Raw genomic sequence first — 15,106 nt, forward strand, 5'->3', positions numbered from 1 at the left:
TAAATTTAGGTACGTAGCCCAAATCCCTTTTCAATCAGATACCAAACCAAAAGATAAAAAACAACAATAAATGTCATTAGTACCCCTATTGTGATACTTAGTGGTACCTCTTTAAAACCTAGAAACCCGTAACGAAACCCACTGACCATATAAACAATAGGATTCACTTTGGAAATCGATTGCCAAAACGAAGGAAGCAATGTGAGTGAATAAAAGACCCCGCCTAAATAAGTTAAAGGTGTCAATATAAAAGTTGGGATCAGGCTAATATCATCAAAAGATTTTGCAAAAAGCGCGTTCAGTAAACCTGCCAAAGAAAACAATACACTGGTTAATAATAAGGTGAGCAAAACCATCGGCCAGGAATGAACCTGAAAAGGAACAAAAAACAACGACACAATACTGACAAGCATTCCAACGCAAATACCTCGCCCTATACCTCCTCCCATATAGCCAATAATAATAATATGGGTGGGTACAGGGGCGACTAATAATTCTTCAATATTGCGCTGAAATTTTGCATTAAAAAAAGAGGAGGCAACATTTGAATACGCATTAGTGATCACAGACATCATAATTAAACCTGGAACAATAAATTCCATATAATTGACGCCGTTCATGTGACCAATTTTTGAGCCGATTAATTTACCAAAAATAACAAAATAGAGCGACATGGTGATCATCGGAGGGATCAGGGTTTGTACCCATATTCGCGTAAAACGATTGACTTCTTTCATCCAAATGCTTTTTAAGGCAATCCAATATAAGCGGATCATGTTTTTCCCCCTTTTCTGTTCACCAGGTTTACAAACAATTCTTCCAGGCGATTCGATTTATTCCTCATACTTTGGATCTGGATCCCTTGTGAACTCAGCTGGCTAAATACATTGTTTAACCCCTGTCCACGTTTGACGTCGACCTCAAGGGTGATATCGTCGATGAAACGATAAAGATAACCTTCCAGATGAGGCGATTGACTTTTTAGTGAGATGTCTAAAATAAAGGTTTCTGATTCCAATTTACTTAATAAATTTTTCATGGAAGTATTTTCTATCAGCTTTCCACCTTGGATAATACCAATATGACGGCAAAGCATTTCCGCTTCTTCAAGATAATGTGTCGTTAGAATAATAGTAGTGCCCTGTGCATTAAGCTCTTGTAAAAAAAACCACATAGAGCGTCTTAGCTCAATGTCTACTCCAGCCGTAGGCTCATCCAGAATAAGCAATTTTGGATGGTGCATTAAAGCCCGTGCAATCATTAAACGGCGTTTCATTCCGCCCGACAAACGAATGGCTGTTTCATTACGTTTATTCCATAAATCAAGTTGGGTCAGATATTTTTTTGCTCTTATTTGCGCTTCTTTGCGAGGTACTCCATAGTAACCTGCTTGCGTCACCACAATTTGGAGCACGGTTTCAAAAGAAGCAAAATTAAATTCCTGTGGAACCAAGCCAAGGTGGCGTTTGGCATGAATACTATTTTTGTCAATATCATCACCAAATACCTGTACTTTTCCTTCTGTTTTGTTTACCAAAGAGCTGATAATTCCGATGATGGTAGATTTCCCTGCGCCATTTGGGCCCAACAAAGCATAAAAATCACCTTTATTAACATGTAAGTTAATTCCATGAAGCGCTTTTGTTCCAGTGGAATAGGTTTTTTTCAGTTGTGATAATTCGAGAGCATAAGTCATAAATAACATTACCTAAAGAAGAAAAAAGTAGAATACTAACCTCCTCGAAAATCTGAAAAACACACAAGATCAGGGATCAAATGAAAAAAATATCATTGGAGATTATTGTAATCTTAAAGCTAAAGCAAAAAATTATTAAGTGCTTGGGATGTGCTGAGAACTGAGAGTCTGTTTCGATTAAAAATGATGGCTGTTGGCATCTTCGCTCAGAGGTTGATGGCATGGAGATGTTTTTTGACCACTGGGTTTAAATTTGACCTTTTGGCCATTGTCAGTAGGTGAGCGAGTCACCCTGATCAAAACAAAGTCGAGACACCTCAAAGAAGGGGTCAATAATCAGATGACTTTATCGAACAAAGCACATCTCTAACGAGTGACCAAATAAGATAGGAGCTTCTTCATGCTCAAAAGTAACATACTCCCAAGCGGATTGATTCTCTAAAACGGCTTTTAATAGCTGATTATTTAATGCATGGCCAGATTTAAAGGCAGAAAAAGCACCAATAATGTTGTGACCGCAAATAAATAAATCACCGATGGCATCCAGCATTTTATGACGAACAAATTCATCTTCAAACCTTAAACCGTCTTCATTGAGCACACGATAATCATCCATCACAATAGCGCAGTCAAAGCTGCCACCCAAGCAGAGACCTTTTGATTGCAGATATTCAATATCTTTTATAAAACCAAAAGTTCTGGCACGGCTAAGCTCAAGGATAAAATTTTGTGCAGAAAAATCAAAACCGTAGCTTTGAGTATTTTCATGAATGGCAGGATGCTTAAAGTCAATGCTAAAATCCAAACGAAAACCGTCATATGGCGATAATTCGGCCCATTTATCATCTTTTTGAACTCGGATGGTTTCTTTTAATTTTAAAAATTTTTTTGGCGCATTGAGTTCTTTGATGCCTGAATTTAGTAATAAAAATATAAAAGGGCTGGCGCTACCATCCATAATAGGCACTTCAGGCGCATCAACTTCTATAATCACATTATCGATTCCGAATGCGGCGAGGGCAGAATTAAGATGTTCAATCGTAGAAATACGTATATTATTTTCATTTACCAGGCAGGTGCAAAGCTGGGTGTCACGTACAGATTCAGGATCTGCAAAAAATTCAACAACGGGGTTTAAATCAACGCGACGATAAATAATCCCATCGTTTGCTGATGCAGGTCGCATAGTAAGAGTCACTTTTTTCCCTGTATGCAGGCCAACACCGGTTGTTTTCACAACATGTTTTAATGTTTTTTGTTTTATCATGCGTACTATCTCGCAGTGTTATTTAAGAACAATCATTAATAATCACAATCTTTATTTCAAATTAACTTAATTCTAACATAGAGATGAATCATTCTAAATTTTCAAATATGACTTCATTAAATTTATTGCAAAATATAAGCCCATCAATCTCAAGGCCTCTACGCGAGAGGCACAAAGGGTATTTTAGTAGATAAAGATACCGAAAGAGAACGGTTTCATAAAAAACTGAGCACACAAAAATCGATGTTTTCAGTAGGGTTTAAACAGGTCTATTGATCTGACTGCTTACGTAAAAAAGCAGGGATATCAAGATAATCCGGTTCTTTTTTGATTTCCGTATCACCTTCATTGCTTAAGTGATGATTTGTGTTCTTTGTCTCTTGAGGCAAAGGTGGCAGAACATTTGTTTGATAATGATGTGTTGATCCGGTCTGCATTTTTTTCTTAGCCGAAGTATTTTCTTGATGTTTATTCATTCCAATACCCGTTGCCACCACGGTAACTCGCAATTCATCATTCATTTCTGGGTGTAAAGAAGTCCCGATCACCACAGTGGCATTGTCAGAAGCAAAAGCGCGTATGGTATTACCCACTGTTTCAAATTCATCTAATTTGAGATCAAACCCCGCTGTAATATTCACCAATACACCGCGAGCACCCGATAAATCGATATCTTCCAAGAGAGGACTGGAAATAGCCATCTCTGAAGCTTCTTCTGCTCTATCTTCGCCACTAGCCGACCCAGACCCCATCATGGCATAGCCCATTTCAGACATGACCGTACGTACATCCGCAAAATCGACATTCATTAAACCAGGGCGTGTAATTAATTCAGCGATCCCTTGTACTGCGCCTTTTAATACATCATTAGCTGCACTAAACGCATCCAGTAGAGAAATGCCTCGTCCCAATACTTTTAGTAACTTATCATTCGGAATGGTAATTAAAGAGTCCACATGCTTCGAGAGCTCGATAATGCCTTGATCGGCAAATGACATACGCTTTTTGCCTTCAAAATTAAAAGGTTTAGTGACCACAGCAACCGTTAAAATATTTAATTCTTTTGCGATTTCGGCTACCACAGGCGCGGCCCCTGTGCCTGTCCCTCCCCCCATACCAGCCGCGATAAAGACCATATCGGCTCCTTCAAGAGCAGCCCTCAGAGCGTCCCTATCTTCTTCAGCCGCGTTTCGTCCAACATCAGGGTTTGCACCAGCTCCTAAACCTTTGGTAATGGTGCTCCCAATTTGAATCGTTTGACCCACAGTCGTTTTACGTAATACTTGAGCATCCGTATTGACAACAAAAAATTCAACACCTTCAATGTGTTCTTTTACCATGTGCTCGACAGCATTGCCGCCACCGCCGCCAACGCCAATGACTTTAATAATTGCTTCATTGGTTATTTCAACTGGTTCAAACATAGTTTTCTCCGTTTCGCATTTTTTTGCGGCTACTTAAAATCATTTTTTGATATTTTATGAAAAAATTAAAAAGAGGTTTTTATTATTCTATATTGATTTTTTTGCCTGATTTTTATGGATTGTTTCAATCTTATGATGATATCTGAATCATTAAAATTCTTTCTTAAGCCATTTATGAATACGTTTTAGTACATAACCCGTTAGAAAACGTTTTTTTATTTCTGATTCGGCACCTAAATGGCATTCTTTACCATAATGTAATAAACCAACCACAGTAGAATAGTCCGGTTTATGTACATAATCGGTCAAACCGGTAATATTAAGAGGCGTTGCAACTCGCACCTGATGAGTATGGAAAATTTTTTGGGCACAGCCTACCAGGCCATTCATCTGAGCAGCGCCTCCTGTTAACACAATACCTGCAGCAAGATGGTGCTTTACCCCCTGATGACGTAATTTATTCTGCAGCTGTAGGATTTCATCCTGAACTAACTGTAACAATTCAGCACAGCGGGGCTCTATGACTTCAGCCAATGCCTGCCTTTGCAAGCTACGGGGCGGGCGTCCTCCGACACTCGGCACCTCCACTTTATCATCTTTTGGAATCATATTGCCTAAAGCACAACCGTATCTCACTTTAATGGCTTCCGCATCACTGGGAGGCGTACCAAAAGCATAGGCAATATCGCTGGTCACTACGTTGCCGGCATAAGGGATCACCTTGCTGTGACGTAATGCCCCATTATAATAAACGGTCATGTCCATTGTACCTGCACCGATGTCAATTAAGCAGACACCCAATTCACGTTCATCTTCTGCTAATACGGCATAACTTGCCGCTAAACCAGAAAATATCAATTGATCAACTTTCAGACCGCAGCGTTCAACCGCTTTTGCAATATTTTTTGCCATATCGTTATGACATGTGATCAGGTGCACTTTAGCCTGCATACGAACACCACAAAGGCCAATCGGATTTTTTATCCCTTCTTGATAATCAATCGCATATTCCTGTGGAATCACATGCAAAATACGGTGTTCATCTCTGACTCGTACAGATTTGGCAGTATGCATGACACTATCAACATCTCCTTGAGTGACTTCCTCTTCTGAAATAGGGACCATACCTATTTCGTTTTGACAGCTGATATGCTTGCCAGATAAAGCTAAATAGATGGAAGAAATCTGACAGTCAGCCATCAATTCAGCTTGATCAACCGCACGTTGAACACATTTTATGACAGACTCAAGATCGTTCACGCCTCCTTTATCCATTCCCCTAGAAAGGCAATTACCTATCCCAATAATATTGATCATTCCATCGGGCAATACCTCACCGACTAATACACAGACTTTTGCCGTGCCTATCTCAAGGCCTACCACTAATTTTTTGTCCGTTGATTTCATCATTATTATTTTGCCTGTATCTCATATTACTCAGGGCGGTGATTTCTTACTCTGCATCTGTACAGGCTGGGTCTCGACAAATATAGGAGACCAATGAACTGCTGCACCATTTTTATACCGTAAATCAATATAATCGATACGTTGATCAGGGTGATTTTCAAAAAATGGATATAATTCAATGAAGCGTTTCAAACGTGACATCATATGAACTTTTCCAATTTCAAGCCGAATCTCGTTATCTAAAATCAATTGCCAGGAGCGTCGTGCACTCATCTCGGCCATTTTTAAATGAAACTGATGCGCGGATAAGAGCTGATCCATAGTGAGATAAGAAGCCAGCATATCTTGTTCACTGCCTTCAGGGCCATAGAGCAACACTAATCTTTCATGTGTCATACGATCATGAGGCACGCTGAATATTGTCCCTTCATGATCCAGTAAATGTAAGTCGTTCCAAACAGCTACAGGCACATAATCTGTCACATGAATATCGAGTTTATCAGGCCAGTGTTTTCGCACATACACCTGTTTTACCCAAGGGAAACGTTTTATTGCCTGTTGAAGCAGGTGAACGTCTTCTTCCATAAAAGAGTGAGCTATGCCTGTTGATAAAATCGCTTGTTGAATATCTTTTTTTGTGGTGAAGCGCCTTTCACCTGTCAACAATAATGTTGAGAGAGGGGATGAATACGTTCGTTTAACCTGCTCAATCGCCCAATAGGATGCTATGCACAAAACAACTAAAAATATCCAAAAAAAAATGATCCCTAAAAACGGCTGATAATCGCGAAATATTCTCTTCTTTTTTTTGATATTACGCGCTTTTTTTAAAACAGCTTGGGACATATTAATGTGCCAATGACAATATTTTACAAACCAGTTCAGAAAAGCTAAAACCTGCTTGGCGACCCGCCATCGGGAAAAGGCTATGGTCTGTCATACCAGGGGCAGTATTGATTTCCATTAAATAAAAATGGCCTTCGTCATCTAACATAACATCTACCCTTCCCCAACCATCACAACCTAATGCCCGATAAGCATTCATTGATAATGTCGCCAATTGTTTTTCTTGCTCCTGTTTTAAACCACTCGGACAAAAATACTGTGTTTTATCTGAAACATACTTTGCTTGATAATCATAAAAGATATCGGATACCTGAATTCGAATTGAGGGTAAAACGGTGTCGCCTAGTATGGCTACCGTCAATTCTGTTCCAAAATGCCATTTTTCAACGAGTATTTCTTCGTCATAATGCCAGGCTTTTTTCAGTGCATCGTCCAGCTGGTCAAGATGCTCTACCTTAGTCATACCAAAACTCGAGCCTTCACGACTCGGCTTCACTATTAAGGGTAGCCCCAATTGATTGATATTTTTTATTAATTTATTAGAAATTCTGTTATTTAATAATAAATCATTTGATGTATTTTGGGTAACATTTGGCCAAATCTGTTCACGATTAAGCGCAACATAAGGGGATACAGGTAAACCAGCCCCCTGAAATATCATTTTGCTGCGATGTTTATCCATCGCCAATGCGGACGCCATCACACCGCTTCCAGTATAAGGAATCTTTAAAAATTCCAGCACCGCTTGTAAATGACCATCTTCACCGTCCCGGCCATGTAAAGCGATAAAGGCTTTGGTAAATCCCTTCTCTTTCAGCTCAGTCACAAGAAAATTTTTTGTATCTATCGGCCTGGCGTCTATCCCTGCTTCTCTTAAACCAGCCACCACAGCATGCCCTGATTGCAAAGATATCTGGCGCTCAGAAGAGGTTCCGCCCAGTAAAACGGCCACTTTCTCAGGCATAATGACTCTCTTTTTGAATCAATGGCGGCACTTTTAGCTCACATTCAGCGAGTGTTCGGGCAACTTTACCAATATTGCCGGCACCCTGAACCAGCACCATGTCGTTCTCTTTTAATTGTTTTGCCAGTAAAGATGGTAATTTTTCGTGATCGGTGACCAAAATAGGCATTCCATGACTGAAATCACGAATACTGTCGCAGAGCGCACAACTACTGATATCTGGTATAGGTGATTCCCCTGCCGAATAAATCTCTAACATCAACAAAACATCCACTTGAGACAGCACGTTCACAAAATCATCATAAAGATCTCGAGTCCGACTGTAACGATGAGGTTGAAAAATCATGACAAGGCGTTTTGTAGGCCACCCTACCCTCGCCGCCTTAATGGTTGCGGCCACTTCAGTGGGATGATGACCATAATCATCGATTAACATCACCTCCCCCTGCTGCCCATTGACAGGCTGTAATGGAAAAATGCCCAAGCAATCAAAACGTCGCCCTGTACCTTGAAAAAAAGACAATGCTTGCAAAATGTGCTCGTCTTCAACGCCTTCTTCTGTCGCGACCGCAACAGCCGCCGCCGCATTCAACGCATTATGACGACCCGGCGCATTCAGTTGTATTTTTAAAATAGGTTTATGAACCCGTTCTAACATAAAGTAGCTTGTAAATTCTTTTTGTTCATAACCGGTGATCTTGATATCTGCATCTTCACTAAAACCATATGTCGTGATATGTCGAGCAATACGAGGCAGGAGTGTACGAATCACTTGATCATCGATACAAAGAATGGCTCGGCCATAAAAAGGTAAATTGTGTAAAAAATTAATAAAAGTCTGTTTTAAATGTTCAAAATTACCCTGATAGGTATCCATATGATCGGCTTCAATATTGGTGACAATCGCAACCAAAGGCTGAAGGTGAATAAATGAAGCATCACTTTCATCTGCTTCAACAATAAGATAACGACTGGAGCCGAGTTGCGCATGCTTTCCTGCGGCTTTGATCAAACCCCCATTGACAAAGGTGGGATCTAATCCTGCTTGAGCGTAAATACTGGCAACCATGGCAGTTGTAGTGGTTTTTCCATGAGTCCCTGCGATGGCAATACCATGTCGAAAACGCATGAGTTCAGCCAACATTTCTGCTCTTTGAATGACAGGAATGCGGGCCTCATGCGCGGCAAGAATTTCTGGATTATCTTCAGGAATGGCACTAGAAACGACCACGACACTCGCATTTTTTACATTGTCACGATGATGATGAAAAAAAATACAGATCCCTAAATGACTGAGCTGCTGTGTGACCACATTCTCGGCCAAGTCAGAGCCGGTAATTTTATAACCCTCGTTTGCTAATACCTCCGCGATGCCGCCCATGCCTGCTCCCCCGATTCCGATAAAATGAATATGTCGGACTCGTTTCATTTCAGGCACCATCGTGCGTAATTTGGTTAATTGTTTTTGATTCATTTTTGACTCTATGAAAAATTATTTGTTTTAATAGCCGCTTTTATGGCAGAGACAACCTGCTCAGTGGCATCGGGTTTTCCCACTGTTTTTGCTTTTTCTGCCATTCTGAGCAATGTCGAGCGATCCCAACTCTCTAGTAAATTGACGATAGTTTTTATGCTGAGTTTATTTTGCTCTACTATTTTTGCTGCCCCTGCTTTCTCTAAAGGCAAAGCATTCCAATATTGCTGACGATCTTTGTGTTGAAAGGGAACAAATATTGCGGGCAAACCTACTACGGCAACTTCGCTGACCGTCAAAGCACCGGAGCGGCAAAAAATAACATCGGCCCAGCAGTAAGCTTTAGCCATACAGTCAATAAATTCCACCACCTTGTAAGGGGACTGCTTTTTTTTCTGATAAGCCAGCAGAACATGTTGTGCCCGATTTTTTCCAACCTGGTGCCAAACGAGGATTTTTTCTCCTAAATGAGCAGTGATAGATGGCATCATTTGATTCAATATATCTGCGCCCTGACTCCCTCCTAAAACCAAAATCCGCAATGGGCCTGAACGCTCAGAAAAGCGTTCATTTGGAAGAGGTAATTTTAACAGCTCTGCTCTGACAGGATTCCCAACTGTTTCTGCATTTGAAAGCGCCCCAGAAAAAGCCTGTAAGCGTTTTTTGGCCATTTTGCTCAGGCAACGATTTGTAAAACCCGCTATCGCATTTTGCTCATGCACCACCAGGGGCACGCCTAATAGCCATGCAGCCAAGCCTGCAGGACCAGAAACATAGCCACCCATGCCCAGTACCGCATCCGGTTGATAAGCCCTAATGATTTTTTTGGCTTGGCATACCGCCCGAAAAATTTCTAGTGAAGACCAGACTTGAGACAAAAATCGTTTATTTTTTAAACCAGAAATTTCAATGAAATCGATTTCAATTCCATGCTGAGGCACTAAAGTGGCTTCCATTCTGTCTTTTGTGCCCATCCAGCGAATATGCCAGCCCTCTTCCATCAGATGATGAGCGACGCTCAGAGCTGGGAAAATATGGCCCCCCGTGCCCCCTGCCAGTACCATCAAGCGTTTTTTTTTCTGCGTCATGTTTTACTTCTCGCAAAGGCTTGGCTCATAGCCAAACGAGTCTCAAAATCAATACGTAGCAACAAGGCAATGGCGATCATGGTCATCACTAAACTCGATCCTCCATAGCTAATCAATGGCAGGGTTAACCCCTTAGTGGGCAATAATCCCGAGGCGGCGCCTACGTTAATCAAGCTCTGAAAGCTCAGCCAGATCCCAATCGCACAGGCTAAAAAACCAGAGAATTGTTGTTCAAATTTTAATGCCCGATAACCAATAAACAAAGCGCGAAAAGAGATGCCAAATATCAGGGCTAAAACCACGATCACTCCCAGATAACCCAGTTCTTCACCGATAATAGAAAAAATAAAATCAGTGTGCGCTTCCGGCAAATATTCTAATTTTTGGATAGAATGGCCTAAGCCTTGACCCCACAGTTCACCACGGCCGAATGCCATTAAAGATTGCGTGAGTTGATAGCCGCTGCCGAAAGGATCCGCCCAGGGATCCCAAAATGATGTGACACGCCGAATACGATAAGGTTCTAAAATAATTAATAAAAACACGCTCAACAGGCCTGAGGCAATTATGGCTAAAAATTGCCAGAGCCTTGCCCCGCTTAAAAAAAGCAACGATAAGGTGGTCATGAACATGACGAGTACAGTGCCCAAATCTGGCTGAGCCAATAACAAAATCGACAGAATCAGCATCACTCCAATAGGTTTGCAAAATCCCCAAAAATGACGGCGGACTTCTTTCGCTTTTCGAACAAGGTAGTGAGATAGATATAAAAAAAACGATAATTTCGCACATTCTGCAGGTTGAATCCGAATGATCCCTAAGGCAATCCAGCGTGAAGCACCATTGATGGAATGCCCTATAAATAACACCGTCACCAACATGGCGATGCTGATTAATAAAAACACATAAGCGTAACGCTGCCACTGTGCCATCGAAATTTGCAAGACGCAGAGAGATAAGCAAAAAGAAAGACCAAAATAAACGGCGCTGCGTTTAGAAAACAAGAAGGGATCTCCGCTTAATCTCTGGCTGACCGGCATGGAAGCCGAGGTGACCATCACAAATCCTAGTGCCACTAAACATAATGTCATCCAAAGCAAAAAACGATCGTAAAGAGCATCATGAGTCGAATGTTTTTTTAATTTTTCAAAAAAAGAGGAGAGGTTCATGCGCCGAGCTCCTTTGCCAGATGGGAAAATTCTTGGCCACGTTGCTCAAAATCAGAAAATTGATCGAAACTGGCGCAAGCAGGTGAAAGTAAAACCGTATCCCCTTTTTTTAAGCGGGATTTTAATAATTTCATCGCTTGTTCTAGAGTTTCTGTGCGTTGAGCAAACTCGGGTCTGAGTGCGGCTAAGGTTTCAGCGTCTTGACCAAAGCAGTAAATTTGAATTCTGTTTTGGTTTAGGTCAGGTTGAAGTATCGAAAAATCAGCCGATTTGCCCTGCCCTCCCAACAATAAATGCAACGTGCCTTGACACTGCACGCTCTTGATGGCAGCAAGGGTACTGCCGACATTCGTCGCTTTTGAATCATTAATCCAGCAAATGCCATTTTTTTCAAAAATCTTTTCGAAACGATGGGGAAGCCCTTTGTATTCAATTAAAGCTTTCAAACTGGCTTCACGAGGGATGTCTACCGCATCCGCCAATGCCAATGCCGCCAATGCATTGAGGTAATTATGTTTACCGATAAGCTTCATGTCTTTTGTGTTCAATACATTTTGATCTGATGCCTGTAACCAAAAATCATGGCCGTCTTGATGTAACCGATATTGCCCCTGATTTAGACCAAAAGACACCTCAAATTTAGTGGCGCTTTTTTGTGTGCCGTTTCTGGGTAAAGTCAGAGGATCATCGGCATTAATGACAGCCGTGTGGGCATTTTGATAAATACGTAATTTGGCCGCTTGGTATTGGTTTAAACCCAAAGGATAACGATCGGCATGATCTTCGGTGATGTTGAGAACGGTGGCGGCTTTGGCAGCTAAAGTATGAGTGGTTTCCAATTGAAAGCTGGAAAGCTCCAATACAATAAGACGGCTTTTTTGTTTTAACAGCTTAAGAGCAGGGATGCCGATGTTCCCTCCCATAGAAACCGGCCAGCCCGCCGTTTGAGCCATTTGCGTTACTAGAGTGGTGACCGTGCTTTTACCGTTAGATCCGGTCACGGCCACCACAGGAACCGGTGGGATTTCACGACAAAATAATTCGATATCCCCAATGATGTCGATGCCTTTTTTTGAGGCTGCCTGGAGCATGGGATGTGCTAGTGAAATACCTGGGCTCAACAAGATCACATCTGCCGTCATAAGCCATTTTTCATTGAATCCACCAAGATGATAATTGACACCGGCGGGTACAGAATTCAAGCAAGGAGGATTCACACGGGTGTCCATGACCCGCGGCACTATTCCTCGTGAGAAAAAAAAATCAAGGCAAGAAAGACCTGTGGATCCTAATCCAACGATGACAATCTGCTGTCCCTGATAATGGGGTCTCATTATCTGACCTTTAGAGTGGCTAATGCGATCAATACAAACATCAAGGAAACAATCCAAAAACGGACAATCACTCTCGGTTCTGGCCAGCCTTTGAGTTCAAAATGATGATGAATGGGTGCCATTCGAAAAATACGTTCTCCCCTCAATTTGAAAGATCCCACCTGTAGAATGACCGATAAGGTTTCGATGACAAAGACTCCCCCCATAATAATCAATAAAAATTCCTGACGTAAAAGTACGGCAATTGTCCCTAATACACCTCCTAAGGCTAACGAACCGACATCTCCCATAAATACCTGCGCAGGATAAGTGTTAAACCAGAGAAAGCCGAGCCCTGCCCCCACAATAGCCGTGCATACCACAACAAGCTCGCCTGCGTGGCGTAGATAAGGAATGTGTAAATAATGTGCAAAATTAATGTTTCCTGTCGCCCAAGCCACCAAGGCAAGACCTGCTGCGACCAAAACAGTCGGCATGATAGCTAAACCGTCTAACCCATCGGTCAGATTGACTGCGTTGCTGGTCCCCACGATGACGAAATAGGCTAATAAAATGTAAAGCAAACCTAATTGAGGCATGATTTCTTTAAAGAAAGGCACCACTAATTGCGTTGCTGACGTATTTTTTCCTATGCTATAAAGAAAAAAAGACAGCAATAAAGCCAGGATGGATTGCCAAAAATATTTCCAGCGAGGAGATAATCCTCGTGCATTTTTTCTGACCACTTTTCTGTAATCATCGATAAAACCAATGAAGCCGTAGCCCACTAAAATAAACAGCACAGACCAAACATAAGGATTTGCAGGATTAGCCCAGATCACCACAGAAATAAAAATAGACAGGAGGATGATTAATCCGCCCATGGTAGGTGTGCCACTTTTAGAAAAATGTGATTGGGGCCCATCATCACGAATGACCTGACCAATTTGTAATTTTTGCAACCAACGGATGAAAGCAGGGCCCGTCCATAATGCAATGCAGAGTGCGGTTAGCAAGCTAATAATGGCTCGAAAAGTTAAGTATGAAAAGACATGAAACCCAGAGTAAAATTTCACTAAATATTCTGCGAGCCAGACTAGCATGATGCCTGCTCCTTAATATCTAAAACCAATTTTTCCATGGCTGAGCTCCGTGAGCCTTTCACTAAAATGCTGATTTCTGAATGCTCTGAGAGCAAATCTCGCACTCGTTCAATTAATTTTTCTCGTTGAGTAAAATGTTCCCCATGCTCAATGCTATCTGTCATGAATTTGCTCAAATAGCCGAGACTGAACACTTTATCGATTCCTGCTTGACGCATGATGTTCCCTATTTTTTTGTGACAATTTTTAGATTGTTCCCCTAATTCTGCCATATCTCCAACCACCATGACGCGATAACCCGGCATGTTTGACATCATTTCCGTGGCCGCGATCATAGAGCCGACATTCGCGTTATAAGTGTCATCTAGCAGTAATTTGCCAGGCCCCAGGATCATCGGGAATGCTCGACCAGGCACAGGTTTGAGTTCTGACAGCGCTTTGGATATGGCCGATAAATCTGCTCCTACCGAAATAGCCAGGGCGCTCGCGGCCAGTGCATTCAAAACATTGTGAAGCCCAGGCAATGGTAAATATATTTTTTGGGATCCTAACGGAGAATGCAAAGTAAAATCCGTGGCCAGTGGCATTTTTGAGAGGTGACTCGCAAAAAAATCGACTTCTTTTCCTTTTTCTAAACCAAAACGCCAGAGTCGCTTTCCACGAAAAACCGACTTCCATTTGGGCCAATCATGGCTGGTGGCATGGATAATCGCAGTCCCTGTCGGTGCAAGCGCTGTTAAAATTTCTCCTTTTGCTTTCGCAACCCCTTTTAAAGAGCCAAAACCGGACAGATGTGCCTGCGCTAAATTCGTGATCAACACATTTTCTGGACGGCTTAATGCGGCGGTATCCGCAATGTCCCCTGGTTGGCTGGCGCCTAATTCTAATACTGCAAAATCATGTTCCGGGGTTAAGCGTAATAGTGTGAGGGGAACCCCGATGCGATTGTTGAAATTGCCTTTGGTGTAAAGAACATGTCCAGATTGACGCAAAATAGCGGCCGTCATTTCTTTGACAGAGGTTTTTCCAGAAGAGCCGGTTAAGGCAACCAGACGAGGGTTGACCTGTTGGCGAACCCAGGCCGCTAATTGCCCGAGCGCTTTTCGGGTATCAGGAACAACAATTTGGGGCAATTTGATGGGTAATAAGCATTCTGCCAATAACCCGACGGCGCCATGAGACTGGGCTTCGCCTGTAAAATGGTGTCCATCAAACTGTTCTCCCTTTAAGGCAACGAATAAAGCCCCTGGTTTGAGAGTACGGCTATCAATCCCTATCTCTGTGATAGGCACGTTATCCCCAATCGAATGACCTTGAAGCACCTCAGCAAGCTCTTTCAAAAAAGTCGGGATCAT

Annotated in this window: 13 protein-coding genes; all 13 read right to left on the reverse strand. The window is 42.0% G+C overall.

The genetic code is table 11. The annotated features are described in order from the left end of the window. Window positions 1-5: 5 nt before the first annotated feature. The 13 genes from AACL23_RS01255 to murF all read right to left on the reverse strand — a co-directional run bounded on the left by AACL23_RS01255 (window position 6) and on the right by murF (window position 15,106). The gene (locus AACL23_RS01255) at window positions 6-776 is read right to left on the reverse strand and encodes an ABC transporter permease (RefSeq protein ID WP_100096271.1); all 771 of its coding nucleotides are present in this window, start codon (window positions 774-776) and stop codon (window positions 6-8) included. Further along, window positions 773-1,696, reverse strand: coding sequence for an ABC transporter ATP-binding protein (locus AACL23_RS01260; RefSeq protein WP_095034812.1), 924 nt, complete (start codon window positions 1,694-1,696; stop codon window positions 773-775). The genes AACL23_RS01255 and AACL23_RS01260 overlap by 4 nt, the downstream gene beginning before the upstream one ends. A gap of 346 nt (window positions 1,697-2,042) precedes the next feature. Then, a complete protein-coding gene (gene lpxC / locus AACL23_RS01265) occupies window positions 2,043-2,963 on the reverse strand; it encodes a UDP-3-O-acyl-N-acetylglucosamine deacetylase (RefSeq protein WP_100096270.1) in 921 nt (306 codons plus the stop codon). A 269-nt stretch (window positions 2,964-3,232) separates the two neighbouring features. Beyond that, on the reverse strand, window positions 3,233-4,387 hold the full coding sequence (gene ftsZ, locus AACL23_RS01270) for a cell division protein FtsZ (protein ID WP_095034278.1): 1,155 nt from the start codon (window positions 4,385-4,387) through the stop codon (window positions 3,233-3,235). 150 nt (window positions 4,388-4,537) lie between these two features. Beyond that, window positions 4,538-5,797: a cell division protein FtsA gene (gene ftsA, locus AACL23_RS01275; protein WP_095034279.1), complete on the reverse strand. Its 1,260-nt coding sequence runs from the start codon at window positions 5,795-5,797 to the stop codon at window positions 4,538-4,540. Between the two features lie 27 nt (window positions 5,798-5,824). Further along, window positions 5,825-6,640 carry a cell division protein FtsQ/DivIB gene (locus AACL23_RS01280; protein ID WP_339049630.1) on the reverse strand — a complete coding sequence of 272 codons (816 nt, stop codon included), beginning with the start codon at window positions 6,638-6,640 and terminating at the stop codon, window positions 5,825-5,827. Window position 6,641: 1 nt separating this feature from the next. After that, complete coding sequence (locus tag AACL23_RS01285; protein ID WP_339049632.1) at window positions 6,642-7,604, reverse strand: D-alanine--D-alanine ligase; 963 nt, start codon at window positions 7,602-7,604, stop codon at window positions 6,642-6,644. Next, window positions 7,597-9,078, reverse strand: a complete 1,482-nt coding sequence (gene murC / locus AACL23_RS01290; RefSeq protein ID WP_339049634.1) for a UDP-N-acetylmuramate--L-alanine ligase — start codon at window positions 9,076-9,078, stop codon at window positions 7,597-7,599. The genes AACL23_RS01285 and murC overlap by 8 nt, the downstream gene beginning before the upstream one ends. Before the next feature lie 8 nt (window positions 9,079-9,086). Continuing rightward, window positions 9,087-10,166 (reverse strand): undecaprenyldiphospho-muramoylpentapeptide beta-N-acetylglucosaminyltransferase, encoded by a 1,080-nt coding sequence (gene murG / locus AACL23_RS01295; RefSeq protein ID WP_015874143.1) that lies wholly within the window; start codon window positions 10,164-10,166, stop codon window positions 9,087-9,089. Beyond that, window positions 10,163-11,335 carry a cell division protein FtsW gene (gene ftsW, locus AACL23_RS01300; RefSeq protein WP_339049637.1) on the reverse strand — a complete coding sequence of 391 codons (1,173 nt, stop codon included), beginning with the start codon at window positions 11,333-11,335 and terminating at the stop codon, window positions 10,163-10,165. Before ftsW ends, murG begins: the two co-directional genes overlap by 4 nt. Next, on the reverse strand, window positions 11,332-12,669 hold the full coding sequence (murD, locus tag AACL23_RS01305) for a UDP-N-acetylmuramoyl-L-alanine--D-glutamate ligase (protein WP_339049639.1): 1,338 nt from the start codon (window positions 12,667-12,669) through the stop codon (window positions 11,332-11,334). The genes ftsW and murD overlap by 4 nt, the downstream gene beginning before the upstream one ends. Next, a complete protein-coding gene (mraY, locus tag AACL23_RS01310) occupies window positions 12,669-13,751 on the reverse strand; it encodes a phospho-N-acetylmuramoyl-pentapeptide-transferase (RefSeq protein WP_100096263.1) in 1,083 nt (360 codons plus the stop codon). Before mraY ends, murD begins: the two co-directional genes overlap by 1 nt. Continuing rightward, a complete protein-coding gene (gene murF, locus AACL23_RS01315) occupies window positions 13,745-15,106 on the reverse strand; it encodes a UDP-N-acetylmuramoyl-tripeptide--D-alanyl-D-alanine ligase (protein WP_339049641.1) in 1,362 nt (453 codons plus the stop codon). The genes mraY and murF overlap by 7 nt, the downstream gene beginning before the upstream one ends.

Source organism: Candidatus Williamhamiltonella endosymbiont of Tuberolachnus salignus (assembly GCF_964019775.1).
Taxonomy (GTDB): Bacteria; Pseudomonadota; Gammaproteobacteria; order Enterobacterales; family Enterobacteriaceae; genus Hamiltonella; species Hamiltonella defendens.